Below are 22,566 nucleotides of genomic sequence, written 5' to 3'. Positions count from 1 at the left end.
ATGATTTTGTGAACACTGAAGATCAAATGTGGGAGCGAGCTTGCTCGCGATGCTTTTCAGACTGGCGGTAACCGCCACTCGATCGGCGTCTCGCCATTCTGTTCAAGAAACTTGTTGGCGCGGCTGAAGTGCCCGCAACCGAGAAATCCGCGATAGGCGGACAGCGGCGATGGGTGCACCGAGGTCAGCACCAGGTGCTTGGTGGCGTCAATCAGTTTCTGTTTGCTCTGCGCATGAGCGCCCCACAGCAAAAACACCAGATGGGGCTGATGTTCGCTGACCACCTCGATAATCCGATCGGTAAAATACTGCCAGCCCTTGCCCGCATGGGCGTTGGCATTGGCCCGCTCCACGGTCATGGTGGTGTTGAGCATCAACACGCCCTGGTCGGCCCAGCTTTGCAGGTAACCGTGGTTCGGGATGTCGATGTTCAGGTCGCGCTTCAACTCTTTATAGATGTTCACCAGCGACGGTGGCGCCGGTACACCCGGTTGCACCGAGAAGCACAAGCCATGGGCCTGACCCGGGCCGTGGTAGGGGTCCTGGCCGAGAATCACCACTTTGACCTTGTCCAGCGGCGTCGAGTTGAGGGCGTTGAAGATCATCGGCCCCGGCGGATAGATTTCCTTGCCGGCAGCGTTTTCCTGCCGCAGAAACTCGCGTAACTCAGCCATGTAAGGCTGGTCGAATTCGGCACGCAGTGCTTCCTTCCAGCTCGGTTCGAGTTTGATACGGTCTTCAGCAGTCATGGTTACACCCGAGATTTCAATGGGGCGAACCCTAGGAAAGCCCACCGCGCTTGTCAATTGATCTGACACAGATCCAGCACTTTCTCATACAGCGATCATACTGAACGTTCAATTCAGTCATCGAGGTCAAAATGAATCTGCACTTCGAAGAACTCACCGGCACGGACGGCGCACGCATCGGCATCGCCAGCCTGGATGCCGAAAAATCCCTGAACGCCCTCTCGCTGCCAATGATCAGAGCCTTGAGCGATCAACTGGAAGCCTGGGCCAAAGAGCCGCAGATTGTCTGCGTGCTGTTGCGCGGTAACGGCGCCAAGGCATTTTGTGCCGGTGGTGAGGTGCGCAGCCTGGTAGACGCCTGTCGAGCCCATCCCGGTGAAGTGCCGCCCTTGGCTGCGCAATTTTTCTCGGCGGAATATCACCTTGATTTTCGCTTGCACACCTACCCTAAACCGCTGATCTGCTGGGGCCACGGTTACGTCCTCGGTGGCGGCCTGGGGTTGCTGCAAGGCGCGAGCATCCGCATCGTCACTCCGAGCAGCCGCCTGGCCATGCCCGAAATCAGTATCGGCCTGTACCCGGATGTTGGCGCCAGTTGGTTTCTCTCGCGATTGCCCGGCAAGCTTGGTTTGTTTCTCGGTTTGACCGGCGCGCAGATGAACGCACGCGACGCCATTGATCTGGACCTGGCTGACCGCTTCTTGCTCGATGAACAGCAGGAAGAACTCATCGAAGGTCTGCTGCAACTGAACTGGCAAGAACAAACGCCGATGCAGCTCAACAGCCTGCTCAAGGCCTTGCAGCAAGAGGCCGTCGGGCAAATGCCCGAGGCCCAATGGTTGCCGCGACGCCAGCAGATTGATGAGTGGCTGGATGTCAGCGATGTGCTCTGTGCCTGGCGAGCCATCAGTCTGTTGCGCGATCACCATGACTTGCTGCTGGCCCGCGCGGCGAAAACCCTGCACGAAGGCTGCCCGCTGACCGCCCATCTGGTCTGGGAGCAGATCCAGCGTGCTCGGCACCTGTCATTGGCCGAGGTATTCCAGATGGAATACACCATGAGCCTGAACTGCTGCCGTCACCCGGAATTCAGCGAAGGTGTTCGTGCCCGCTTGATCGACAAGGACAACAAGCCGCGCTGGCATTGGCCGGACATCAATACGATCCCTGAGGCGGTGATCCAGGCGCATTTTCATAAGGTCTGGGAAGGTCGACATCCACTGGCGGATTTGTCGGGTTACTGACATGTCAGGCGTAAAAAAAGCGGCGCTGAATGCGCCGCTTGTTCGTTGCAGGGCTTAACGGTGGCCGTCCCAACTGCGGCGGCCATCGCGACCATCACGGTCACCATGTCTGTCGTGATCACGCCCGTCACGATGCCCCCGATCATCCCATTCCCGACGGCCATGGCCAACCTCTTCGCGATGCCCCCAGCCATGGCGGTCGCGGTCATCCCAGCCACGGTTCTGGTAAACGCGGTACTCGACTCGCGGTGCTGCCTGGTAATAACGCGGCTGGGCTTGGTAATAACGCGGCGCTGGCTCGTAGTAGCGCGGCGACGAATAGTAACGCGCAGGCGGGGAGTAATAAGGTCCACCTCCGTAGTAATAAGCTGGCGCCGGCGAGGTATAGACCTCAGAGCGGTAATTACCGGGACCTTCGTCGTAATAGGGTACACAGGCAGAAAGCGTCAAACCCAATGAAGCGATGAGAAGAAGTCGACGATACATGGCGGCCTCCTGGACCGCGAATGAGCCATACCAGCGACGCTGGTCGGCGGCAGCCAATTCATCTGACTGACGAAACATCTGACAGCAAAATCGGAATCTGGTGCGATTTTGAAACACATTGAAACAAGTAACAGATAACGCTTCTCGACCACCGATCAGCCAGCATAAAAAACGGCGCGTCCTTCATCAGAAAGCGCCGCCAACGGAGAAACTGAAAAGCGATCAATCCGGTTCGTCTCACCACGCTTTAATGGTGCCCGTGATAGTAGCCACCGTGATAACGCCCCCCATGACCACCGTAGTAATAGGGGTAGTAGCCGCCGTAGTAATAAGGCCAGAAGCCGCCATAAAAGCGAGGGCCGTAGTAGTAATAACCGCCGTAGTAATAAGGCGAGTAGTAACCACCGTAGTAATAAGGTGCTGGCGCGGTGTACACCGCAGAACCGTAATAGCCAGGTTCCACGTAGTAGTAACAGGCAGAAAGACTCAAACCCAGCAACGCACCAAGCAAGATTCGACGATACATGGCGGCCTCCTGGACCGCAGGCAGCACAGACCAGCAACGCTGGTCGGCGTCAGTCGGAACACTGAGTGGCTGACACCTATTAAGACTCTGAAACAACCGCCAAGTGCCTCGCCGCGCACTACTTCAGATCAGTGGCCGGTACGCCCGACGCTCAAAAAAACACGTCCCAACGCGGTGCACTTACGCACCATGACAAGGCAAAACCTGCGCTCAGCCACCCAACAATTTTCCAGAATGCCCGAGGCAGAGCCCTTGACCAGACTTGGCACGGCTCTCGCTTTAGCAAGCCTGTGCAGGAGTCATCACAGGTTCGCGGCACCACAATTTGCAATGGCTGACTAGGGTTCCGGCTCGCGAAAGCGAGTGACTGGTCCGAGAGTTGGCGACCTCCAGTTGAGGTTACACGGCGGGACAAAAGCCCGGGAGACAAGCCACCGTTCGCGGTGCCGCGTTGCTCCTGTCCGCCCCCTTGTTCAACTGGAGAACCACCCATGTCCCAGCTTCGCATCCCTGCTCTGCTCGCCGCTGCGTTCGCAGCACTCGTCAGCTTCTCGACCCAGGCCGCACAAAAAGACCACTTCCACGTCTGCTGGACCATCTACGCCGGCTGGATGCCTTGGGAGTACGCAGGCAGCCAGGGCATCATCGACAAATGGGCGAAGAAGTACGGCATCAGCATTGATGTGGTACAGCTCAACGACTACGTCGAATCGATCAACCAGTACACCGCCGGCCAATTCGACGGCTGCACCATGACCAACATGGATGCGCTGACCATTCCGGCAGCGGGCGGCGTCGACAGCACCGCACTCATCGTCAGCGACTTTTCCAATGGCAACGACGGCATCGTCATCAAGGGCGAAGGCAAAACCGTCGCTGACCTCAAAGGCATGAACGTCAATCTGGTGGAGCTCTCGGTGTCCCACTACCTGCTGGCACGCGCGCTGGACACGGCGGACCTCACCGAGAAAGACCTGAAAGTGGTCAACACTTCCGACGCCGACATCTCGGCCGCCTTCAACACTGACGTCGTCAAAGCCGTGACCACCTGGAACCCGATGCTCTCGGACATCAAGGCCAAACCCGGCGTGACCCAGGTGTTCGACTCCAGCAAGGTCCCCGGCGAAATCATGGACATGATGGTGGTCAACACCCAGACGCTCAAAGACAACCCGGCACTGGGCAAGGCGTTGACCGGCGCCTGGTTCGAAGTAGTGGCGTTGATGAACGCCAAGTCCGCCGCCAGCACCGCTGCGCTGGAACACATGGCCAAAACCTCGGGCACCGATCTGGCGGGTTTTCAGTCGCAACTGGACACCACCAAATTGTTCGCCACGCCCAAGGAAGCACTGGCATTCGCCACCAGCGAGCAACTGCCGAAAACCATGCGCAAGGTCGCGGAGTTCTCCTTCCAGCACGGGCTGCTCGGTGAAGGTGCCAAGGACACCAGCGCCGTCGGCATGGCCTTCGCCAATGGCGTGACCAGCGGCGACAAGGCCAACCTCAAGCTGCACTTCGACCCGAGCTACGTGCAGATGGCCGCCGACGCCAAGCTGTAAGAGGACACGGCCATGCGCCTGATCAATCGCCACCCTGATCGCCCGAGTCGCCTGTTGCTGGTGCTCCTGCCCTTCGCGTTGGTGCTGTTTGCCTACTTCATGGGCTCGGCCGAACGACTGACGGACAACCCCAACGACAAGCTGCTGCCCAGCGCCGTGCAAATGAGCGACGCGGTCAAGCGCCTGGCGTTCACCGCCGACCCACGCACCGGCGAATACCTGCTCTGGCAGGACACCAGTGCCAGTCTTCAGCGGCTGGCCATCGGCCTCGGCATCAGCGCACTGGCCGGGCTCTGCCTGGGGATTGCCGCCGGCTCGCTGCCATTGTTCGGTACGCCGTTGTCACCGCTGCTGACGGTGTTGTCGATGGTGCCACCGCTGGCGATCCTGCCGATTCTGTTCATCGTTTTTGGCTTGGGCGAATTGTCCAAGGTGATGCTGATCGTGATCGGCATCACACCGGCTCTGGCTCGTGATCTGGAACAGCGCGCTCGGGAAATTCCCGTCGAGTTGCTGATCAAGGCGCAGACCCTCGGTGCCTCGACCTGGACCGTAATCCTGCGGGTGGTACTGCCGCAATTGCTGCCGCGCCTGTTGATTTCCCTGCGGCTGATGCTCGGTTCGGCGTGGCTGTTTCTGATCGCCGCCGAAGCCATCGCCTCCACCGACGGCCTGGGTTACCGGATCTTCCTGGTGCGCCGCTACCTGGCGATGGACGTGATCCTGCCTTACGTGGTCTGGATCACCCTGCTGGCCTGGCTGATGGACTGGGGTCTCAAGCGTCTCACCCACCGGGCTTTCCCTTGGTATGAGGGGGCGCGGGCATGAGCTTTATCACGGTGAAAAACGTCTGGCAGCAATATGCCGATCAGGTGGTGCTCGAAGGGCTCAACCTGCACGTCAACGAGGGTGAGTTCTGCACGCTGGTGGGCGCCTCGGGTTGCGGCAAATCGACCTTTTTGCGGCTGCTGCTGGGCCAGGAAAAAGCCAGTCGTGGCGAGATCCTGCTCGACGGCCAGCCGCTGGCCAGCGAACCGGATGCCAGCCGTGGCGTGGTGTTCCAACGCTACTCGGTATTCCCGCACCTGACAGTGTTGGACAACGTCGTCCTCGGTCTCGAACTGCCGCGCTCGCCGCTGCTCGGACGGTTGTTCGGCGGTGCCAGGCGCGAGGCTCGCGAACAGGCCTCGGTGCTGCTGAAAAAAGTCGGCCTCGGCCACGCGCTGGACAAGTACCCGGCGCAGCTTTCCGGCGGCATGCAGCAACGGTTGGCCATCGCCCAGGCACTGATCATGAAGCCCCGAGTATTGCTGCTCGACGAACCGTTCGGCGCCCTCGACCCAGGCATTCGCAAGGACATGCACAGCCTGCTGCTGGAACTGTGGCGCGAAACGCAACTGACGGTGTTCATGGTCACCCACGACCTGTCCGAAGGTTTCAGCCTCGGCACGCGCCTGCTGGTGTTCGACAAGGTCCGCCACGACCCGCACGCCCCCGGCGCCTATGGCGCGCGCATCACTTACGACATCCCTTTGAACAGCGACCGCCGCGCCACTCGTGCCGCCGTCGACGCCCTGCCGGCAGCGCTGGCGGGCACGCTTCGTATCGCTTAGAGGATTTTGCACATGACAGATTCGACCCAACTGTTCCCGCCCTTCGCCGAAGAAATGCTCCCCGGAGGCGGCCATAGGTCATTCGTTCTGAAACGCGGCCAATTGCTGCGCCTGACCGACCTGCGCGGCGGTGCCAACGTCAGCCTTACGCTGCTCAACGCCAATGAAAGAACTGAGCGCCTGAACCTGCCCGACAGCCTCAAATGCCAACACACCGCCAAGCTCACCGCCGGCCATTGCCTGTACTCGGATATGGGCCGGGTGCTTGCGGCAATCACCGCCGACACCTGTGGCTGGAGCGACAGCATCGGCGGTGTGCTCTGCGCTGCGGAGGTGGCAGAAAAATACGGCCAAGGACGTTTTCAGGAATTGCGCAACGGCTTCTACCGTAACGGCACCGATAACCTGCTGGTGGAACTGGGCAAATGGGGATTGGGGATCTGCGACTTGTTGATGACCCTCAACCTGTTCAGTCGGGTCAACGTCGATGACGCCGGGCGTTTGTACTTTATCGAAGGCAACTCCAAGGCCGGCGACTACATCGAACTCTATGCGCCGATGGACACACTGGTAGTGCTCACTGCCCTGCAACACCCGATGGACCCATCGCCCGAGTACGCGCCCAAACCGCTCAAGCTCAGCTGGATGAACGCCGACGCCAGTGTCGCCGAACACTGCCGTACCTCGCGCCCGGAGAACGAGCGCGGCTTCATCAACACCGACCGTTTGTTCGCCTGAGGACTCCTGCCATGTCACTCGCCATCGCTACCGCTCAACAACTGCCTGAAACAGCGGTCTACCGCGCCACCATCCCGTCCGGTGAACCCTGGCTGATGGAGGTCAAGGCCGGCCAGACCCTGCGCATCCTCGATCTTGAAGGCAATCAGGCAGTCGACACTTTGTTCTACAGCCTGAAAAACCCCAAGGAACGCTACGACGTGCAGCGCACTCTGCGCCGGCAAAACAGCGTCTACCTGAGCACCGGCAGCGTGCTCTATTCCAACCTGGGCCAGCCAATGTTGACCATCATCGCCGACACCTGCAGACGCCACGACACCCTCGGCGGCGCCTGCGCCCAAGAGAGCAACACCGTGCGTTACGCGTTGGAAAAGCGCTACATGCACAGCTGCCGTGACAACTACCTGCGCGCCTGCGCTCACGACGGACGGTTGGGCAAGGGCGACATCGGACCGAACATCAACTTCTTCATGAACGTGCCGGTTACCGCCGACGGCGGCCTGACCTTCGAAGACGGTATCTCGGCGCCCGGCAAGTACGTCGACCTGCGCGCGGAGATGGATGTGATCGTGCTGATCTCCAACTGCCCCCAACTGAACAACCCGTGCAACGCCTACAACCCGACCCCTGCGGAGCTTCTGATATGGAACTGAAACTCGCTCGCCTGCGCCGCTGGTTGTTTGTCCTGTGCCAGAGCCGATCGAGCCAGTGCCTGAAACACCGTCCGTAGGAGCTGCCGAAGGCTGCGATCTTTTAGGGGGGCACTAAGCCCTCAAGAGCAAGATCAAGAGATCGCAGGCTGCGCCAGCTTCTACGGGGGCAGCATCAACTTCTGTCACCCGGGACGGCCCTGGTGCATTTCGAAAAACTGCGGGACGGCCCGCATCCCAGGTCGGGGCTGAGCGAGCTCGGCCCGCAGGGGTTATGCCATGTTCGAAAAACTCTTGATCGCCAACCGTGGCGCCATTGCCTGTCGCATTCTGCGGACCCTGCGCGAATTGCAGGTCAAGGGCGTTGCCGTGTACTCCGAAGCCGACGCCGCAAGCTTGCATATTCTGCATGCTGATGAGGCCCATAGCCTGGGCGAAGGTGCGGCATCCGGCACGTATCTGGCCGTGGAAAAAATCCTCGCTATCGCCAAAACCAGCGGCGCCACGGCGATCCATCCTGGCTACGGGTTTCTCTCGGAGAACGCTGCGTTCGCCGAAGCCTGCGAAGCCGCCGGGATTGCTTTCGTCGGCCCGACACCCGAGCAGCTGCGAGTGTTCGGCCTCAAACACACCGCCCGAGCCCTGGCCAAACAGCACGGCGTGCCGATGCTCGAAGGCACCGGACTGCTCGACAGCCTCGACGCTGCGCTCGTCGCCGGTGAACAGGTCGGCTACCCGGTGATGCTCAAAAGTACCGCCGGCGGGGGCGGTATCGGCATGCGCGTATGCCGCAGCGCCGATGAGTTGAGCGAATCCTTCGAGGCGGTAAAACGCCTGGGGCAGAACAACTTCAGCGACGCCGGGGTGTTCATCGAGAAGTATATCCAGCGCGCTCGCCACCTCGAAGTGCAGGTGTTCGGCGATGGCCAGGGCGAGGTGATCGCCCTCGGTGTACGCGACTGCTCGGTGCAGCGGCGCAATCAGAAAGTCCTCGAAGAAACCCCCGCACCGAATCTGCCCGACGGCATGGCCGATGAGCTGTGCGTGGCGGCGATCAAACTGGCGAAAGCGGTGAATTACCGCAGCGCCGGCACCGTGGAATTCGTCTTCGACAGCGAAGCCCAGCGCTTCTACTTCCTTGAAGTGAACACCCGTTTGCAAGTGGAGCACGGTGTTACCGAGCAAGTCTGGGGCGTCGATCTGGTGCGCTGGATGGTACAACTGGCGGCCGGTGATCTACCGCCCTTGAGCGAGTTGATTCAAGGTCTGAAACCTTGCGGTCACGCGATTCAGGCACGGTTGTATGCTGAGGATCCGGGTCGGGACTTTCAGCCGAGCCCCGGGCTTTTGACTGCGGTGAACTTCCCCGCCGCCGACGGTAAACAGCTGCGCATCGACACCTGGGTCGAGGCCGGTTGCGAGATCCCGCCGTACTTCGACCCAATGATCGCCAAGCTCATCAGTTGGGCGCCTGGCCGCGAAGAGGCCTGCACCGATCTGCATCAAGCACTCGGCAACAGTCTGCTGTATGGCGTCGAAACCAACCGCGATTACCTGCGGCAAATTTTACTCGATGCACCCTTCGCCAGCGGCCAGCCGTGGACCCGTTGCCTGGAAGGATTGGTCTATCAAACCAACACCTTTGAAGTGCTCAGTGCCGGCACACAAACCAGTGTTCAGGATTACCCTGGCCGCCTCGGTTACTGGGCGGTCGGTGTGCCACCGTCGGGGCCGATGGACAGTCGTGCGTTGCGTTTGGGCAATCGCCTGCTGGGCAATAACCAAGGTGCAGCGGCGCTGGAGATCACCATGAGCGGGCCGCTGCTGCGATTCAATTGCGCGGCGGTGGTGGCGGTAACCGGAGCGGTGATTCCATTGACGTTGAACGGTCAATCGGTGCCGATGAACACCGCGTTGTTGATCCCGGCCGGTGCAACCCTGAGCCTCGGCACGATAGCCGGCGTCGGTGCGCGCAGCTACTTATGCCTGCGCGGCGGTCTGCAAGTGCCGGACTATCTGGGCAGCAAAAGCACCTTCACCCTCGGCCAGTTTGGTGGTCATGGCGGTCGCGCCTTGCGTGCCGGCGACGTGTTGCACCTGGCCCCGTTGAGGGACGACAGCGCCGGGCAAACTCTGCCCGCCGAGCAGGTGTTGCAGTTGCCGAACGTGCGGCAGATTCGGGTGATCTACGGCCCTCATGGCGCACCGGAATATTTCACCGAACGCTACATCGAGACCTTCTTCGCCACTCAATGGGAGGTCCACTTCAATTCCAGCCGGACCGGTGTGCGGCTGATCGGCCCGAAACCAGAGTGGGTTCGAGCAGACGGCGGTGAGGCGGGTTTGCACCCATCGAACATTCACGACAACCCTTATGCCATTGGCGCGGTGGACTTTACCGGCGACATGCCGGTGATCCTCGGCCCTGACGGTCCAAGCCTGGGTGGCTTCGTCTGCCCGGTGACGGTGATCGAAGCCGACCTGTGGCAACTCGGTCAGCTCAAGGCTGGCGACAAGGTGCAGTTCAGCCCGGTCGACCTGAGCACCGCTCGCTTGCTGGCCTTGAAATGGGATCAATGTGGGAGCGAGCTTGCTCGCGATGAGGCCAGATCAGGCACCGCATCAACTTCATCGCAGGCAAGCCCGCTCCCACAGGGGGGTGTGTCGCCAGTGGTGTTGGATATTGGTCAGGACGACACTCGGCTAGTCGCGAGACTGTCTGGCGACACACATTTGCTGCTGGAAATCGGCGCCCCTGAGTTGGATCTGGTGCTGCGCTTTCGCGCCCACGCCTTGATGCAAGCGCTCGAAGCCAAAGCCTTGCACGGGGTGATCGACCTGACGCCGGGCATCCGTTCCTTGCAAGTGCATTACCAGCCCGAGCAACTGCCGCTGGCCGATCTGCTGGGTATCGTCGCCGGAGAATGGGACGCCGTGTGCGCCACCAAAGACCTGCAAGTGCCCTCGCGCATCGTCCACTTGCCGCTGTCCTGGGACGACCCGGCGTGCCAGTTGGCGATTGAAAAATACATGACCACCGTGCGCAAGGATGCACCATGGTGCCCGAGCAATCTGGAGTTCATCCGGCGCATCAACGACCTGCCCAACCTCGATCAAGTGCAGCGCACAGTGTTCGATGCCAGCTATCTGGTGATGGGGCTGGGTGACGTTTACCTCGGTGCGCCGGTCGCCACCCCGCTCGACCCACGACATCGCCTGGTGACCACCAAGTACAACCCGGCGCGGACCTGGACCGCCGAAAACTCGGTGGGCATCGGTGGCGCCTACCTGTGCGTGTACGGCATGGAAGGCCCTGGCGGTTACCAGTTCGTCGGGCGCACGTTGCAGATGTGGAACCGCTATCGCGACATCGCGGCGTTCGACGGCAAACCCTGGCTGTTGCGCTTCTTCGACCAGATCCGTTTCTACCCGGTCAGCGCCGATGAGTTGCTGCGCATTCGCCGCGACTTCCCGCTGGGTCGCTTCGAACTGAACATCGAACACAGCCAACTGAACCTCGCCGACTACCAGGCCTTCCTTGCTCAAGAAGCCGAGAACATCACGGCATTCCGCAAACAGCAACAAGGCGCTTTCAACGCCGAACGCGAACGCTGGATCGCCAGCGGCCAGGCACACTTCGACAGCGAAGAAGTCGTTTCTGAACCGGCCGAAAACGCGTTCCTGGAAGACGGCCAACAGAGCGTCGACAGCCACATCGCCGGCAACCTCTGGCAGGTTCAGGTGCAGACCGGCAGCCGTGTCGCCGCCGGTGATGTGCTGGTGATTCTGGAGTCGATGAAGATGGAAATTCCGCTGCTCGCGCCCATCGCCGGTGTGGTCCGGGAAATCCGTGTGCAACCCGGTTCGGCGGTGCGCGCCGGGCAGCGGGTCGTGGTGCTGGAACTCGACTGAATTCATTCAAACAAGGATTTGAGCCATGAACATCACTCTGCAACTCGACGCTCTGCGCGCCACTTACCGTGCCGGCAGCACCACACCTCGGCAACTGCTGCTGGGCCTGCGGGAAAAAGCCGCCGCGCTGAACCCCGACTATCACCTGTTCATTCATCTGCTCAGCGTCGCGGAACTGGAACCCTACCTCGCCGCACTGGACGGCCGCGACATCGACAGCCTGCCGCTGTACGGCGTGCCGTTCGCGATCAAGGACAACATCGACCTGGCGGGCATTCCCACCACGGCGGCGTGCCCGGCGTTTGCCTATGTGCCCGGGCGTTCGGCGACCATCGTCGAGCAGTTGCTGGCCCTCGGCGCCATTCCATTGGGCAAGACCAACCTCGACCAATTCGCCACCGGCCTCAACGGCAGTCGCTCGCCCTATGGCGCTTGCCCCAACAGCGTGTTGCCGAAGTACCCGTCAGGTGGTTCCAGCGCAGGCTCGTCCCTGGCCGTGGCATTGGGTGTAGCGAGCTTTGCTCTGGGCACCGACACCGCCGGTTCCGGGCGCGTACCGGCTGCGTTGAACAACCTGGTCGGCTTGAAGGCCAGCAAAGGCCTTATTTCCACGGCAGGTGTGGTTCCGGCCTGTCGCACGCTGGACTGCGTCACGACTTTCACCGCCACCGCCGGTGAAGCCAGCCAACTACTGGCGCTGACTGCAAAACTCGATCCGCGTGACGAGTACAGCCGTAGTAATCCATTGTGGAACGACGGCTCCGCGTTCGGTGCTGTGCGGCCGTTTCGCTTCGGCGTACCACGCGCTCGGGACCTGGAGTTTTTTGGCTGTGCCGAAGGTCCGCTGCTGTTCGGCGACGCCATCGATCAGCTCATGGCGTTGGGCGGCGAAGCGGTGGAGTTCGATCTATCGCCATTCCTCGACGCGGCGCGCTTGCTCTACGAAGGGCCGTGGGTCGCCGAGCGCTACAGCGTCGCCGGTGAATTGATGGAGCAACATCCCGAAGCCGTGTTGCCGGTGATTCGTGCGGTGCTGGCCAAAGCACCCGCGGTGGATGGGGTGCAAACCTTCCGCGCGCACTACCGCCTGCAAACCTTGAAAGCACTTTGCGACAAAGCCATGGCCGACGTCGATTGCGTGCTCACACCGACCATCGGCCGTCCGATGACCCTCGCTGAACTGTACGCTGAACCCGTGCTGCGCAACTCCGAACTCGGCTACTACACCAACTTCATGAACCTGCTCGATTACGCGGCAGTCGCGGTGCCCAGCGGCTTCATGGGCAATGGTTTGCCGTGGGGCGTGACGTTGTTCGGCCGGGTATTCACCGATCAATATCTGCTGAGTCTGGCGGATGGGTTGCAACGGCAACAGGGTTCGACCTCGACAGCCCCGATCAACCCGGCGCGAAATGATCGGGCGCGGCTGGTGGTATGTGGCGCGCACCTGGATGGTCTGGCGTTGAACGGGCAACTCAAGCAGCGCGGTGGACGGCTGATTGAAACCACCCACAGTTCGGCGGATTACCGACTCTACGCGCTGGCCGGTGGCCCACCGTTTCGCCCCGGCATGCTGCGGGTGAGCGAAGGCGGCGTGGCGATTGCGGTGGAAGTCTGGGAGTTGCCGAGCAGCGAGCTGGGCTCGTTCCTGACCGGGATACCTGCCCCATTGGGTCTGGGCAAGGTGCAACTGGCGGACGGACGTTGGGAGAGCGGGTTTATCTGCGAGCCGTATGGGTTGGAGGGGGCAACGGATATCAGTGATTTAGGCGGGTGGCGGGAATATCTGAAAAACCACTGATTAAACGCATACCGCACTCGTAGCTGCCCAAACCTGCTGTCGCGCGCCGACCATGTGATGTACCGTGCCAAACAAACCGACCGTCACCGGACCTGCACAGAAATGCCTCACTCCAGCCATGAATAAACCTGACCTCTGCCCGGCCTGCGGCACCCGCAACGATTGCAGCCTGGCCGACCCGCGAACCGCCGACCAGGCCTGCTGGTGCTATGGCGTAAGCATCGACCCGGCGGTGCTTCTGGCGCTGCCCGCCGAACTGCGCGACCAGTCGTGCCTGTGCCCGCGCTGTGCTCAGGTCGAGTCGCAGCTGCAAGCAGCCTGCTAGCCTATCGAGTAAGATGCGCGCCCTTTCCCACTCTGCCGACCGTCATGCGCGTTGACCGTTTCCTCAGCAACCTGCCCCGCTACAACCGTAAACAGGTGCGTCTGCTGTTGGTCGAACGGCGGATCAAGGTCGACGGGCAGATCGTCAGTGACCCGCACTTCGAAGTGCGCGAGTTCAGCCGTGTCGAGTGCGACGATGAAGTGCTGCAAGCCGGCAAACCACCGCGCTACTTCATGCTGCACAAACCACCAGGCTGCGTCAGCGCCACTCGCGACCCGGAGCACCCGACCGTCCTCGACCTGATCCTTGAACCCGACAAGGACGACCTGCACATCGCCGGGCGACTGGACTTCAACACCACCGGGCTGATGCTGATCACCAACGATGGTTCCTGGTCGCGGCGCCTGACCCAACCGCAGACCAAACTGCCGAAGGTCTACTACGTCGAAACCGAACAACCCATCACCGATGAATACGCACAGACCTTCGCCCAAGGCCTGTACTTCGCCTTTGAAGACCTCACTACCCAGCCCGCCGAACTGGTTGTGCTGGGCGAAAAATGTGCGCGGTTGAGCATCATCGAGGGCCGTTATCATCAAGTGAAACGGATGTTCGGCCACTTCGATAACAAGGTCTTGCGCCTGCACCGTGAGCGAATGGGGTCACTGGAACTCGATGAAGCATTGAGACCGGGCGAATACCGCCCACTCAGCGACAAAGAAATCCAGCTGATCTGAAGCAAGCGACCGCTGAGCAGAAGTTGTCGAACAATTTACTAACAGCACTTGCGCGATCGCCCCTCCCCTGCTTGAATCAGGACGTCGGCCCAAATGTGACCGGCAAGTCATAACATACTTCTAAGAAACTTTTTGTCGGCAGAGAGCCTCGCAGATTTCACCTCTCCCGACAGACTGCCCGCCAATAACAATACCCGTCGACCAGCCTTCACCGGATCGACATGGGCTCAAAAAATTCCAGGCGTATGCCTACCTGTCACAAAGCTCGTGCAATCTCATTGCGCGCATACCCGCTTGCCAGGAGTCTTATGACATGAGGCCAGAAATCGCTGTGCTGGATATACAAGGTCAGTACCGGGTTTACACGGAGTTCTATCGCGCAGACGCCGCAGAGAAGACCATTATTCTGGTCAACGGCTCGATGGCCACCACTGCATCGTTTGCACAAACCGTGAAAAACCTGCACCCGCAATTCAACGTTGTGCTGTACGACCAGCCCTACGCGGGCAAGTCAAAAGCCCACAATCGGCACGAGAAAATGCTCACCAAGGAAGTCGAAGGGCAGATCCTCCTTGAGCTGATCGACCATTTCGCCGCGGAACACGTGATGTCATTCTCGTGGGGTGGCGCAGCCACGATGATCGCTCTGGCGCAGCGCCCGCGCCGGATCGAGAAAGCTGTGATCAGCTCGTTCTCGCCGGTAGTCAACGAGCACATGCGCGATTATCTGGAGCGCGGTGTCGACTACCTCGGCAAGCTCGATGGCGACCGCGTCGGCCACCTGGTCAACAACACCATCGGCAAACACCTGCCATCGTTGTTCAAACGCTTCAACTATCGCCACGTCAGCACCTTGGCCGAACACGAATACGGGCAAATGCACTTTCACATCAGCAGCGTGCTCAACAGCGACCGCCTGTGCTACCTCAAGGCCGCCAAGCAAATCGACGTGCCGGTGCTGTTCATGAACGGTGAATGGGACGAATACACCGCCGCCAGCGATGCCCACCTGTTCGCCAGTCATGTGCAACACAGCACGTTCAGCACCATCCGGGCCACCGGGCACTTTCTCGACATGGAGCACAAAGCCGCCTGCCGAGACAGCCGCCATGCGCTGATGGGGTTCCTGAAACCGGCCCACCATGAAGGCCGAACGCGTTCCCACTTCACCCAGGACCACCATGCATTGGCCATTTGAAACTGCGTCCTCGCGAGCAACCTCGTCTGCCTGACTACACGCATTACCTGCAGGAACGAGGCTTGCCCGCGACAGACCGCAACACGGTTTCAAACCCTGTGTACCGCCGCCATCGCCAGCGCTGAACCCAGCTACCGACGAGGCATGCCCCTGCCCGTCCGAACCTGAAAAAACCCACGTAAACACAGATCCGCCAAAGAAAAACTTCAAATCTCCGGCCACATCTGGTACAAAGTCAGCCGCTCTGAGCGGGTGTCGTATAATGGCATTACTCCAGCTTCCCAAGCTGATAACGAGGGTTCGATTCCCTTCACCCGCTCCAATCAGATTTCAGTCTCACGTCATTTTTAGACGGGGGATGCAGGTAAAGAAAAAACCGGCCTTGATGGCCGGTTTTTTTATGTCTGGGGTTTGGTGGAATCGGGCTCTGAGGCATCCCCACACTTTCGTCCGTTGTCCGCTGATCGATGAGTAAGTGCTCTCGGGCGTTAGCGACTACCCTGAAGTCTGTTAGCGTTTTTTTCTAAAAACACGGATTTATTATCAAATTTCATCAAGCGTTAACATTTTCATATCCGCGAAAATTAGCGTTTTCGCATATGATCGATGTTCTGTTAGCGTTTTTATTGCCCCAGTAAAGGATTTCGTCAATGCAAGTCGGTTTCAAGACCCTCGCAAACCGTTACGACATCGCACTGGCACAGCCCCTACGAGTCGACTCGATGATCGGCACTGTACGTGTCAGTCGCGAAAGTGACGGAAATGTGGAGAACCGGTATCCGGCAAGCTATCGGCCCGCAGACGATTTCGCAGGACATTTCGAATTCGGCCTCAAGTACGAAGAGATCCATCTCGAGTTCTTCGCCCGCCTGTTTGCCGCCATAGGTCCGCAGCCTATCGAAGACTGGTGTCGACGGGAGCCATTCGGCCAGTATGCCCGCCGCACGGGATTCCTCTACGAATGGCTGACAGGGCAACGTCTGGATGTGCCAGACGTGACCAATGGCGGTTATGTTGATGCACTTTCGCCACAAGATTACCTGACTCGTCACAAGGCACTGCGAACACGGCGTTGGCGAGTCAATAACAATCTGCCGGGGACGGCTGAGTTCTGCCCCTTGGTTCGTCGTACAGCAGCAGTGCAGGACGCTCTGCGATTCGATCTACGCAAGGCATTGGATGAGTTGGATCAGGCCTTTGGTGCCGACATCCTGATGCGTACGGCAAGTTGGCTGACGTTCAAGGAATCACGCGCGAGCTTTCTCATCGAAAAGGAAGCCGACCAGGCCGATCGCATCCGGCGGTTTGCCCATGTCATTGGCCAGTACTGCGGTCATATCGAAGACCCGTTGAGCAACGACAGCCTGCAGTCCCTGCAAGCTGGCATTCTGGGGCGGGATGCTATCGGACTGGGCTTGCGGCGCTCTCCTGTGTTTGTGGGACAAGCCACGATGCACGAGGACATCGTGCATTACATTGCCCCACATTTCGCGGATCTCGCTCAGCTATTGGCAGGACTCAAGGAGTTTGAAGTCGCAACTCGAGGTGCGGAGTCTGTGGCACGTGCCGCTGTGTTGGCATTTGGCTTTGTGTACATCCATCCCATGCGCGATGGCAATGGCCGGATTCATCGCTTCCTGATCAACGACACCCTTATTCGGGATAAGGCCGTGCCCGACGGCGTGATACTGCCGGTGTCAGCCACAATCACAAGTTCGATCGACTTCAGGGCCGGCTACGACCGTACGCTCGAAGTGTTCTCGCGACCGTTCATGCGACGTTACGCAGCGGCCTATCGGTTCGGCGAACTCGTGACCTATGAGGACGGGACTCGCAGCAACTTCATCTTCGATGAATACGAGGACGCGTGCTTTGCCTGGCGCTATCTCGATCTGACCGAACACGTCCTGTACACCGCACGTGTCGTCGAGCACACGATTCGAAAGGAAATGGCGGATGAAGCCAGAGTACTGGTGATCTTTCAGCGAGCTCAGGACCGGCTGAAAGAAGTACTGGAGATGCCAGACCAGGATGCGAACCGCATCATCCGCTCCATCAAAGAGAACGGCTGGGTGGTGTCCGGCAAGCTAAAGAAAGGGTACCCGCAGCTTGAAGATGAGCGCATGGCAGAACGCGTAGTGGAGGCCGTGCGTTCTGCGTTTGAGGATCGTGAGATGGGGGACGGCGAAGAGTGATTTTCGGTGGATCAGGATAAGGCGCAGGGGGATTGGGAAAAAACCGCCTTGATGGCTTTTTATTTATGCCTGGGATTTGGTCGAGTCATGATCGACCTGGCTATTCACTGATAAATAAATCCGTCACCTTTTTAAGTAGCCACTACTGCGGGTGAGCGACTGGTTGACCGTGAGGGCTTGCAGACCTACTTGGACGATTACAACCAAAAGCTGATTGAGGTGTTCCAGGCTTAGTCGGAGGAAGAACAGGCGGTCTAACCGTCGCTCACAACTCTTGAGCGTATGACCTTCGCGCTGCCGCAGTAATAATTGATCAAGAACCGGCTTCAACTTGCGACCGTATCGATCACCACGCCCCAGAGCGGGCGATCGATACGGGGGACACAGGAAAGCTAGTCTCTCAAGGGGAAGAAGCCATATCGGCCATGGCCCCGGTTTTTCGTGAAATGCTGATAATTCAGCGCGGGGATTACGGACATACTAGGCTCTTGGTTCTCGAAAATTATGATTTGAGAGTCTTTAAAGCTGTCCGCAATATCTCGATAGAAGGCGTAGATGAGGTCACTGGAGACTTCGTCGCGCTCGTCATCTGGCAATTCGTCCCCCTCCTTGTAAGTAGTCAGTGGCGAGTCCAGTACAACGAAGCCAGGATGTCGACCAGAGAGCTTCAACAGGTTCATCAATCCCAGGACAAATGCGGAGAACGCAACAGCACGATACCCCTTACCAAAATGGCCTCTGGCACTGCCACCGATGGTGATGTCCCTTGTTTTGAAATCGAACTCCACTGGAAGGTAATTCGGGAATCCCCAGCGGCCAAGGATCGACTGAATCTCAGAAACCAGCGGTTTCACGGCGTCCTCGAAGCTATCAGCGGTGTATCCGTCTTGCTCCTCAAGCAGGAGAAGGCCCAGCCGTTTCAACTCTTCGGTTAATTTGGCCTTAGCGGCCACTCGTTCATCCAGAGCAGCCAAATCATGCCTGATGCATGAGGAAAGCTCTTTGAGGTCACTCACGGCCTGCACTGATTCCTGGAGCTCTGAGGCTATCTGCTTCTCCAATGCAGCAATAGCGGCTTTCGAGGACTGCGCGCTGGAGGTGTTTCGTTCAATCGCCGCAGAAAGAGAGCCCTGGGCCTCCGAAAGCTCAAGGATATTCTTGGAGATGCGATCGAGTTCGAAGGAAACACCCTTCCGGATATCATCTACATCGGATGTACAGGTGTCAGAGTCGAAATTGTTCCCACAGGTGGGGCAAAGCACCGTATCGGCAGCATCAAGCAGAGTTGCCGCTTGCTCAATTCCAACAAGTCGCTGACGGTCTGACTCATATTTTTGGCCAAGCATGGTAAATCGGCTTAGGAGCGCCCTATCCTCAGATACTTTGACCTCGGCCACCTCTAGCTCGGAGATATGGCGTGCTTTCTGTTCAAAAAGACCATCACTGGATTCGAAAGCACTTTTCAATTCCGCTTCAGCCAAGCCCAGTCGAACCGTCACTTGGGTTTTGAACGAGTTTAGCCTTTGAAGCTCCTGAAGCTGAGCTCCGTCATCATATGGATAGAACTTAGTTACAACTTCTTCAACGGCATCTACCTTGTGTTTTAACAAAGCTTTTGACGCCAAATCTTTTTTCGCGCCTTTGACCGCAGAATCGTCCTGCCCTGTGAGCAGAAGTTTCAATATCGACTTCTCTTTGGTTTTCTCCGAGTTCTGGCCAGTACCCACGGGTGAATACTCAGCAACGATCCTAGACTCATCAATCAGCAGGGTCTTTTCAAAGTCCCGAAATGAAAAAGAGCTGCTATTCAGTGATTCGGCGCCTGAGAGCAGTAACTTCCCATCGAGTCCCATCCTCTGCAAAAAATGGCTGGATATAGTATCTGTTCTTTTCGCACTATGTTTTGCGCCAAGGGTCGAAACTACCCCTTTCTCATCGATTAGAGTTGCTTTCGCGTTTAATACAAATGGCCGCTCTAAGGTGAAGAAGCTTCCATCGTCGTTTTCAAATTTGATCCTGACAGAGGTGTAGCCCCTTGAAAGAGAAATTGGCTTGGGAGGTTCCGTCGCACCCAATGCAAACTTGATGCAGGAAACAATATAAGATTTGCCCGTATCGGATCCACCCTGAACGACGTTAGCACCCTTCGTAAAGTACACAGAGACATCCGGGAGATCAGGGCCACTGACAACAACACTTTCAATAAACATCAGACCACCCTGTCAATTTTATAAATGGTGCTGCGCTGAGCCGTGAGATGGTCAAAGTTCACCTTGCCCCACGAAACCCGACGCCAAAAATCGGCGTGATATTCAGAAGAGAGTTTCCCAGCAAACTCAACACCTTCCCTGGTTGTATAATATCGAACACCAAGATCATCCACTTGGGAGCTAACAAGCCCTTTTGAAGTGAAGAGCTTTATGGCAGCCGGGAAAATTTCACGCCTTCGAACAAGCTCAGCAAGACGATTCAGCAATACTGGATGCAGGCTTGGCTCACCCTGAAAATCGCCGCTATAAGTCGATGCATAGTCAAAAAATACAAGCTCATCCAAATCAAGTTTCCGACCAAGTCCAGCGAGCAAAAGAACGATCCTCGCTCCGACTTCTACAGAGCTATTAAACACATCCCTGGAACTCATGGCCTATCTCCTTACCCACCTAATTTTTTTATCATTCACCAGTTGATGACACAGCCCTTTTCGATCAGAAGGCCGGATATAGTGAACAAGTGGGTGGGAGTCATATGGAACATTAACTGCCTGGGTGCTTACTTTCAGAAATCGCTCGTATCCATTTTTGTGCGCCTGGCGCACGACGCTGTGCAAACCTTCATAGCAATCCTCTTTAAGCTCCCGATAACAACCTTCGGGAAATGCGTCCCGCGAAAACACCTCTAAAGATTCGGCACTGAAGAAGTTGATCCTGGCCCGTTCAAGATCCTCTGCATAGTCACCCGTCAAAGCGTCTGCATGCGAATACTCTTTTCCATCAACATCGGAAAATGCATGCAAAAGAGCTTCGATATAAATCTTCTCATTATCCCCGACAGACACAGGGACATCTTTCTTCAACTGCGGGCGTTTTAGATGATAACTACCAAAACGCGATGAGTGGTACGGGGTCTGCTGATGTTTGTCTACGAGTTCCAGAGACGACATTTCGTCAACGAATGAAAAATCAATAGAGTTCAAGTAATCCAACAATTCACCTTCAAGCAGGATTGACTCTGTCTTCGTGATTTTGTCACGACACTCGACATCCCATCGAGCTATGATCTCCGTTTTGATGCGAGATTTTTTGACCAGCATGTCAATGCAATCAGAGCTACAACCTTTTGGCGTAACGAAACGATAATCTCGCGGAAGGGTATAGTCCCCTCTCCACGTGTAGAAAACCAGCTTACCGAGTTCAGCCACAACATCTGCAACATTTAATTTCCTACCATAGTGCTTACACTGGTAGTTATCCCACCCCGATGAGAACCGAGCGATGACGTCGCGCCCTTTGTCTCCAGCACCCGCACAACGCGTGACCTTCTCGTAATGCTTATCAAAGTAAAAAACCAGTTCTAGGGTAAATATTTCCCACTCATCAGCCGACATTATCATCAGGCGATCCAAGGGATGAACCGGCTCTCCTTTTTGCACATCAAGTGCCGTGAGCATAAGCTCCGGGGCTGGAGGGGCTTTTATGGCATTCTCACCGATAGACATTGGCTACCCTGCTCCACGTAAGTGCCTTATGCGTCAGAAACAGATCAAGATTAATCATAGTCCGATATCGCGCTCAAACTGGCGGCCCTTGATGCGGTTTGGCATATCACCGAGTACCTTACTAGGGTTTTTCCGCAAAGCGCCAGAAAGCTCTTTTAGAAAACCTTGATTCAACTCCATGTTTTCTGAAAGCTCTTCGATAACGATATCAACATGAACATCAGCCTTTTCCAAGGCCAGTGCCAATGCTGCCCGTGCAGCGCCAATCGGCTTATCCATCGCATATTCGACGAGATCTGCAGGATTGAATATATAGCTTTGGTCAGGTTCATTCATTTATATGCCCCCCCCTGGATGCAATTAGAGTGTTATTTATTAATTTTCAGGCACGACAAAAAAGCCCGATTTGAAAACCTCGGGATATGTTCGATGTTTGTATTAACAATTGCGAGTTGGTGCAGCCGATCCATGCTGAGCTCCAGCCAGGGCCCTTCTCCCTACCGGGATGTTAACTGGGCACCCGAGCGTCCTTGAGTGATGGCACGATAATATCTCTTTACGCAGAGGTGTGATACCGGGGAGGCATAGTGTGCTCTGACCTCCTACGCCAGCGGTTTTTTTAGCCCCGCTGTTCGCCGCTATGACCCGCGTCCCGATGAGGCTGGCGAAGGGGTAAGCGATGGCTGATATCGCGGGGATCAGGGACGCCGGGGCTGGGGAGTTGGGTAGAAAACAGAGGTGTCCGGATTTCACACCCTCGCTCACATGTGAGTGAGTCGGGAATTAGTGGTGCATCTCCAAGCCCCGGAGATGAGCCCCAGCAAAATCAGCTACCTCAGGATATACACCTGCACGCTTTCACAGTATCTGCCTCGGGCGCGCGCCTACACACATACACAGTTTTGGGATTTCCTGTCCTATAACGGTTCGATTCCCTTCACCCGCTCCAATCGAATTTGGTCTCACGTTAAGGTGGTTTTGACGGGGGATGTAGAGACAGAAAAAACCGGTCCAAGTGGCCGTTTTTTTTGTGGCGGGATTTGGTGAAACGCTGATTCTTCCTCCATGAATAGCCAGTCAACGCTTGTCAAATCAAGTGCGGATTGCCCATTCTCTGG

19 protein-coding genes, 1 tRNA gene and 1 riboswitch are annotated in these 22,566 nt (G+C 57.6%); of the genes, 13 read left to right on the top strand and 7 right to left on the bottom strand.

Annotation, left to right across the window (positions count from 1 at the left end; all coding sequences use genetic code 11):
- Window positions 1-56 precede the first annotated feature (56 nt).
- The gene (ung, locus tag AC1RKH_RS24955) at window positions 57-749 is read right to left on the bottom strand and encodes a uracil-DNA glycosylase (protein WP_123428115.1); all 693 of its coding nucleotides are present in this window, start codon (window positions 747-749) and stop codon (window positions 57-59) included.
- Between the two features lie 131 nt (window positions 750-880).
- Between ung and dspII the strand changes: the two genes are divergently transcribed.
- On the top strand, window positions 881-1,993 hold the full coding sequence (gene dspII / locus AC1RKH_RS24950) for an enoyl-CoA hydratase/isomerase DspII (RefSeq protein WP_493063456.1): 1,113 nt from the start codon (window positions 881-883) through the stop codon (window positions 1,991-1,993).
- Between the two features lie 54 nt (window positions 1,994-2,047).
- Here the strand turns inward: dspII and AC1RKH_RS24945 are convergent, their stop codons facing one another.
- Both AC1RKH_RS24945 and AC1RKH_RS24940 read right to left on the bottom strand, forming a co-directional pair.
- Window positions 2,048-2,479 carry a hypothetical protein gene (locus tag AC1RKH_RS24945; RefSeq protein WP_493063455.1) on the bottom strand — a complete coding sequence of 144 codons (432 nt, stop codon included), beginning with the start codon at window positions 2,477-2,479 and terminating at the stop codon, window positions 2,048-2,050.
- A gap of 247 nt (window positions 2,480-2,726) precedes the next feature.
- A complete protein-coding gene (locus tag AC1RKH_RS24940) occupies window positions 2,727-3,005 on the bottom strand; it encodes a hypothetical protein (RefSeq protein ID WP_493063454.1) in 279 nt (92 codons plus the stop codon).
- A gap of 327 nt (window positions 3,006-3,332) precedes the next feature.
- A riboswitch (guanidine-I (ykkC/yxkD leader) is annotated at window positions 3,333-3,433 on the top strand.
- A gap of 63 nt (window positions 3,434-3,496) precedes the next feature.
- On the opposite strand from AC1RKH_RS24940, the gene AC1RKH_RS24935 reads away from it, so the two are divergent.
- From AC1RKH_RS24935 to AC1RKH_RS24880, 12 genes are all read left to right on the top strand, one after another.
- Entirely contained in the window at window positions 3,497-4,564 is a 1,068-nt protein-coding gene (locus AC1RKH_RS24935) for a putative urea ABC transporter substrate-binding protein (RefSeq protein WP_493063453.1), read from the top strand.
- Window positions 4,565-4,576: 12 nt separating this feature from the next.
- Window positions 4,577-5,392 carry an ABC transporter permease gene (locus AC1RKH_RS24930; protein WP_493063452.1) on the top strand — a complete coding sequence of 272 codons (816 nt, stop codon included), beginning with the start codon at window positions 4,577-4,579 and terminating at the stop codon, window positions 5,390-5,392.
- Window positions 5,389-6,177 (top strand): ABC transporter ATP-binding protein, encoded by a 789-nt coding sequence (locus tag AC1RKH_RS24925; protein ID WP_493063451.1) that lies wholly within the window; start codon window positions 5,389-5,391, stop codon window positions 6,175-6,177. The genes AC1RKH_RS24930 and AC1RKH_RS24925 overlap by 4 nt, the downstream gene beginning before the upstream one ends.
- A 12-nt stretch (window positions 6,178-6,189) precedes the next feature.
- Window positions 6,190-6,915, top strand: a complete 726-nt coding sequence (locus tag AC1RKH_RS24920) for an urea amidolyase associated protein UAAP1 (RefSeq protein WP_401117780.1) — start codon at window positions 6,190-6,192, stop codon at window positions 6,913-6,915.
- A gap of 11 nt (window positions 6,916-6,926) precedes the next feature.
- Window positions 6,927-7,568 (top strand): urea amidolyase associated protein UAAP2, encoded by a 642-nt coding sequence (locus AC1RKH_RS24915; protein WP_493063450.1) that lies wholly within the window; start codon window positions 6,927-6,929, stop codon window positions 7,566-7,568.
- Between the two features lie 276 nt (window positions 7,569-7,844).
- The gene (uca, locus tag AC1RKH_RS24910; RefSeq protein ID WP_493063449.1) at window positions 7,845-11,477 is read left to right on the top strand and encodes an urea carboxylase; all 3,633 of its coding nucleotides are present in this window, start codon (window positions 7,845-7,847) and stop codon (window positions 11,475-11,477) included.
- A gap of 25 nt (window positions 11,478-11,502) precedes the next feature.
- Window positions 11,503-13,278 carry an allophanate hydrolase gene (atzF, locus tag AC1RKH_RS24905; RefSeq protein WP_493063448.1) on the top strand — a complete coding sequence of 592 codons (1,776 nt, stop codon included), beginning with the start codon at window positions 11,503-11,505 and terminating at the stop codon, window positions 13,276-13,278.
- Between the two features lie 118 nt (window positions 13,279-13,396).
- A complete protein-coding gene (locus AC1RKH_RS24900) occupies window positions 13,397-13,603 on the top strand; it encodes a cysteine-rich CWC family protein (RefSeq protein WP_401117788.1) in 207 nt (68 codons plus the stop codon).
- A gap of 44 nt (window positions 13,604-13,647) precedes the next feature.
- On the top strand, window positions 13,648-14,340 hold the full coding sequence (locus AC1RKH_RS24895; RefSeq protein ID WP_493063447.1) for a pseudouridine synthase: 693 nt from the start codon (window positions 13,648-13,650) through the stop codon (window positions 14,338-14,340).
- A 313-nt stretch (window positions 14,341-14,653) separates the two neighbouring features.
- Complete coding sequence (locus AC1RKH_RS24890; protein WP_123428133.1) at window positions 14,654-15,538, top strand: alpha/beta fold hydrolase; 885 nt, start codon at window positions 14,654-14,656, stop codon at window positions 15,536-15,538.
- Window positions 15,539-15,786: 248 nt separating this feature from the next.
- Window positions 15,787-15,860: transfer RNA gene (locus AC1RKH_RS24885), tRNA-Gly, on the top strand.
- 328 nt (window positions 15,861-16,188) lie between these two features.
- Window positions 16,189-17,733 (top strand): Fic family protein, encoded by a 1,545-nt coding sequence (locus AC1RKH_RS24880; RefSeq protein WP_493063446.1) that lies wholly within the window; start codon window positions 16,189-16,191, stop codon window positions 17,731-17,733.
- 392 nt (window positions 17,734-18,125) lie between these two features.
- Here AC1RKH_RS24880 and AC1RKH_RS24875 read toward each other — a convergent pair whose 3' ends face one another.
- Genes AC1RKH_RS24875 through AC1RKH_RS24860 form a run of 4 tightly spaced genes read right to left on the bottom strand, consistent with a single transcriptional unit; the run spans window position 18,126 to window position 21,784 of the window.
- Window positions 18,126-19,943, bottom strand: coding sequence for an ATP-binding protein (locus AC1RKH_RS24875; RefSeq protein WP_493063445.1), 1,818 nt, complete (start codon window positions 19,941-19,943; stop codon window positions 18,126-18,128).
- Entirely contained in the window at window positions 19,943-20,374 is a 432-nt protein-coding gene (locus tag AC1RKH_RS24870; RefSeq protein WP_493063444.1) for an ABC-three component system middle component 2, read from the bottom strand. Before AC1RKH_RS24870 ends, AC1RKH_RS24875 begins: the two co-directional genes overlap by 1 nt.
- Window positions 20,375-20,377: 3 nt before the next feature.
- Window positions 20,378-21,448: an ABC-three component system protein gene (locus AC1RKH_RS24865; RefSeq protein WP_493063443.1), complete on the bottom strand. Its 1,071-nt coding sequence runs from the start codon at window positions 21,446-21,448 to the stop codon at window positions 20,378-20,380.
- A gap of 54 nt (window positions 21,449-21,502) precedes the next feature.
- Complete coding sequence (locus AC1RKH_RS24860; protein ID WP_493063442.1) at window positions 21,503-21,784, bottom strand: hypothetical protein; 282 nt, start codon at window positions 21,782-21,784, stop codon at window positions 21,503-21,505.
- Window positions 21,785-22,566: the final 782 nt, after the last annotated feature.

The organism is Pseudomonas sp. GW822-FHT06B12, assembly GCF_058799675.1.
Note: the sequence above shows the minus strand (reverse complement) of the source record. Positions and strands in the feature narration are given on the sequence as shown.

Excerpts from the sequence above, each read along its gene's own strand:
- AC1RKH_RS24860 (WP_493063442.1), bottom strand. The coding sequence starts at position 21,784 with ATGAATGAACCTGACCAAAGCTATATATTCAATCCTGCAGATCTCGTC.
- atzF (WP_493063448.1), top strand. The coding sequence starts at position 11,503 with ATGAACATCACTCTGCAACTCGACGCTCTGCGCGCCACTTACCGTGCC.
- AC1RKH_RS24870 (WP_493063444.1), bottom strand. The coding sequence starts at position 20,374 with ATGAGTTCCAGGGATGTGTTTAATAGCTCTGTAGAAGTCGGAGCGAGG.
- AC1RKH_RS24930 (WP_493063452.1), top strand. The coding sequence starts at position 4,577 with ATGCGCCTGATCAATCGCCACCCTGATCGCCCGAGTCGCCTGTTGCTG.
- AC1RKH_RS24880 (WP_493063446.1), top strand. The coding sequence starts at position 16,189 with ATGCAAGTCGGTTTCAAGACCCTCGCAAACCGTTACGACATCGCACTG.
- AC1RKH_RS24895 (WP_493063447.1), top strand. The coding sequence starts at position 13,648 with ATGCGCGTTGACCGTTTCCTCAGCAACCTGCCCCGCTACAACCGTAAA.
- dspII (WP_493063456.1), top strand. The coding sequence starts at position 881 with ATGAATCTGCACTTCGAAGAACTCACCGGCACGGACGGCGCACGCATC.
- uca (WP_493063449.1), top strand. The coding sequence starts at position 7,845 with ATGTTCGAAAAACTCTTGATCGCCAACCGTGGCGCCATTGCCTGTCGC.
- ung (WP_123428115.1), bottom strand. The coding sequence starts at position 749 with ATGACTGCTGAAGACCGTATCAAACTCGAACCGAGCTGGAAGGAAGCA.
- AC1RKH_RS24890 (WP_123428133.1), top strand. The coding sequence starts at position 14,654 with ATGAGGCCAGAAATCGCTGTGCTGGATATACAAGGTCAGTACCGGGTT.
- AC1RKH_RS24925 (WP_493063451.1), top strand. The coding sequence starts at position 5,389 with ATGAGCTTTATCACGGTGAAAAACGTCTGGCAGCAATATGCCGATCAG.
- AC1RKH_RS24940 (WP_493063454.1), bottom strand. The coding sequence starts at position 3,005 with ATGTATCGTCGAATCTTGCTTGGTGCGTTGCTGGGTTTGAGTCTTTCT.
- AC1RKH_RS24915 (WP_493063450.1), top strand. The coding sequence starts at position 6,927 with ATGTCACTCGCCATCGCTACCGCTCAACAACTGCCTGAAACAGCGGTC.
- AC1RKH_RS24865 (WP_493063443.1), bottom strand. The coding sequence starts at position 21,448 with ATGTCTATCGGTGAGAATGCCATAAAAGCCCCTCCAGCCCCGGAGCTT.
- AC1RKH_RS24875 (WP_493063445.1), bottom strand. The coding sequence starts at position 19,943 with ATGTTTATTGAAAGTGTTGTTGTCAGTGGCCCTGATCTCCCGGATGTC.
- AC1RKH_RS24935 (WP_493063453.1), top strand. The coding sequence starts at position 3,497 with ATGTCCCAGCTTCGCATCCCTGCTCTGCTCGCCGCTGCGTTCGCAGCA.
- AC1RKH_RS24900 (WP_401117788.1), top strand. The coding sequence starts at position 13,397 with ATGAATAAACCTGACCTCTGCCCGGCCTGCGGCACCCGCAACGATTGC.
- AC1RKH_RS24945 (WP_493063455.1), bottom strand. The coding sequence starts at position 2,479 with ATGTATCGTCGACTTCTTCTCATCGCTTCATTGGGTTTGACGCTTTCT.
- AC1RKH_RS24920 (WP_401117780.1), top strand. The coding sequence starts at position 6,190 with ATGACAGATTCGACCCAACTGTTCCCGCCCTTCGCCGAAGAAATGCTC.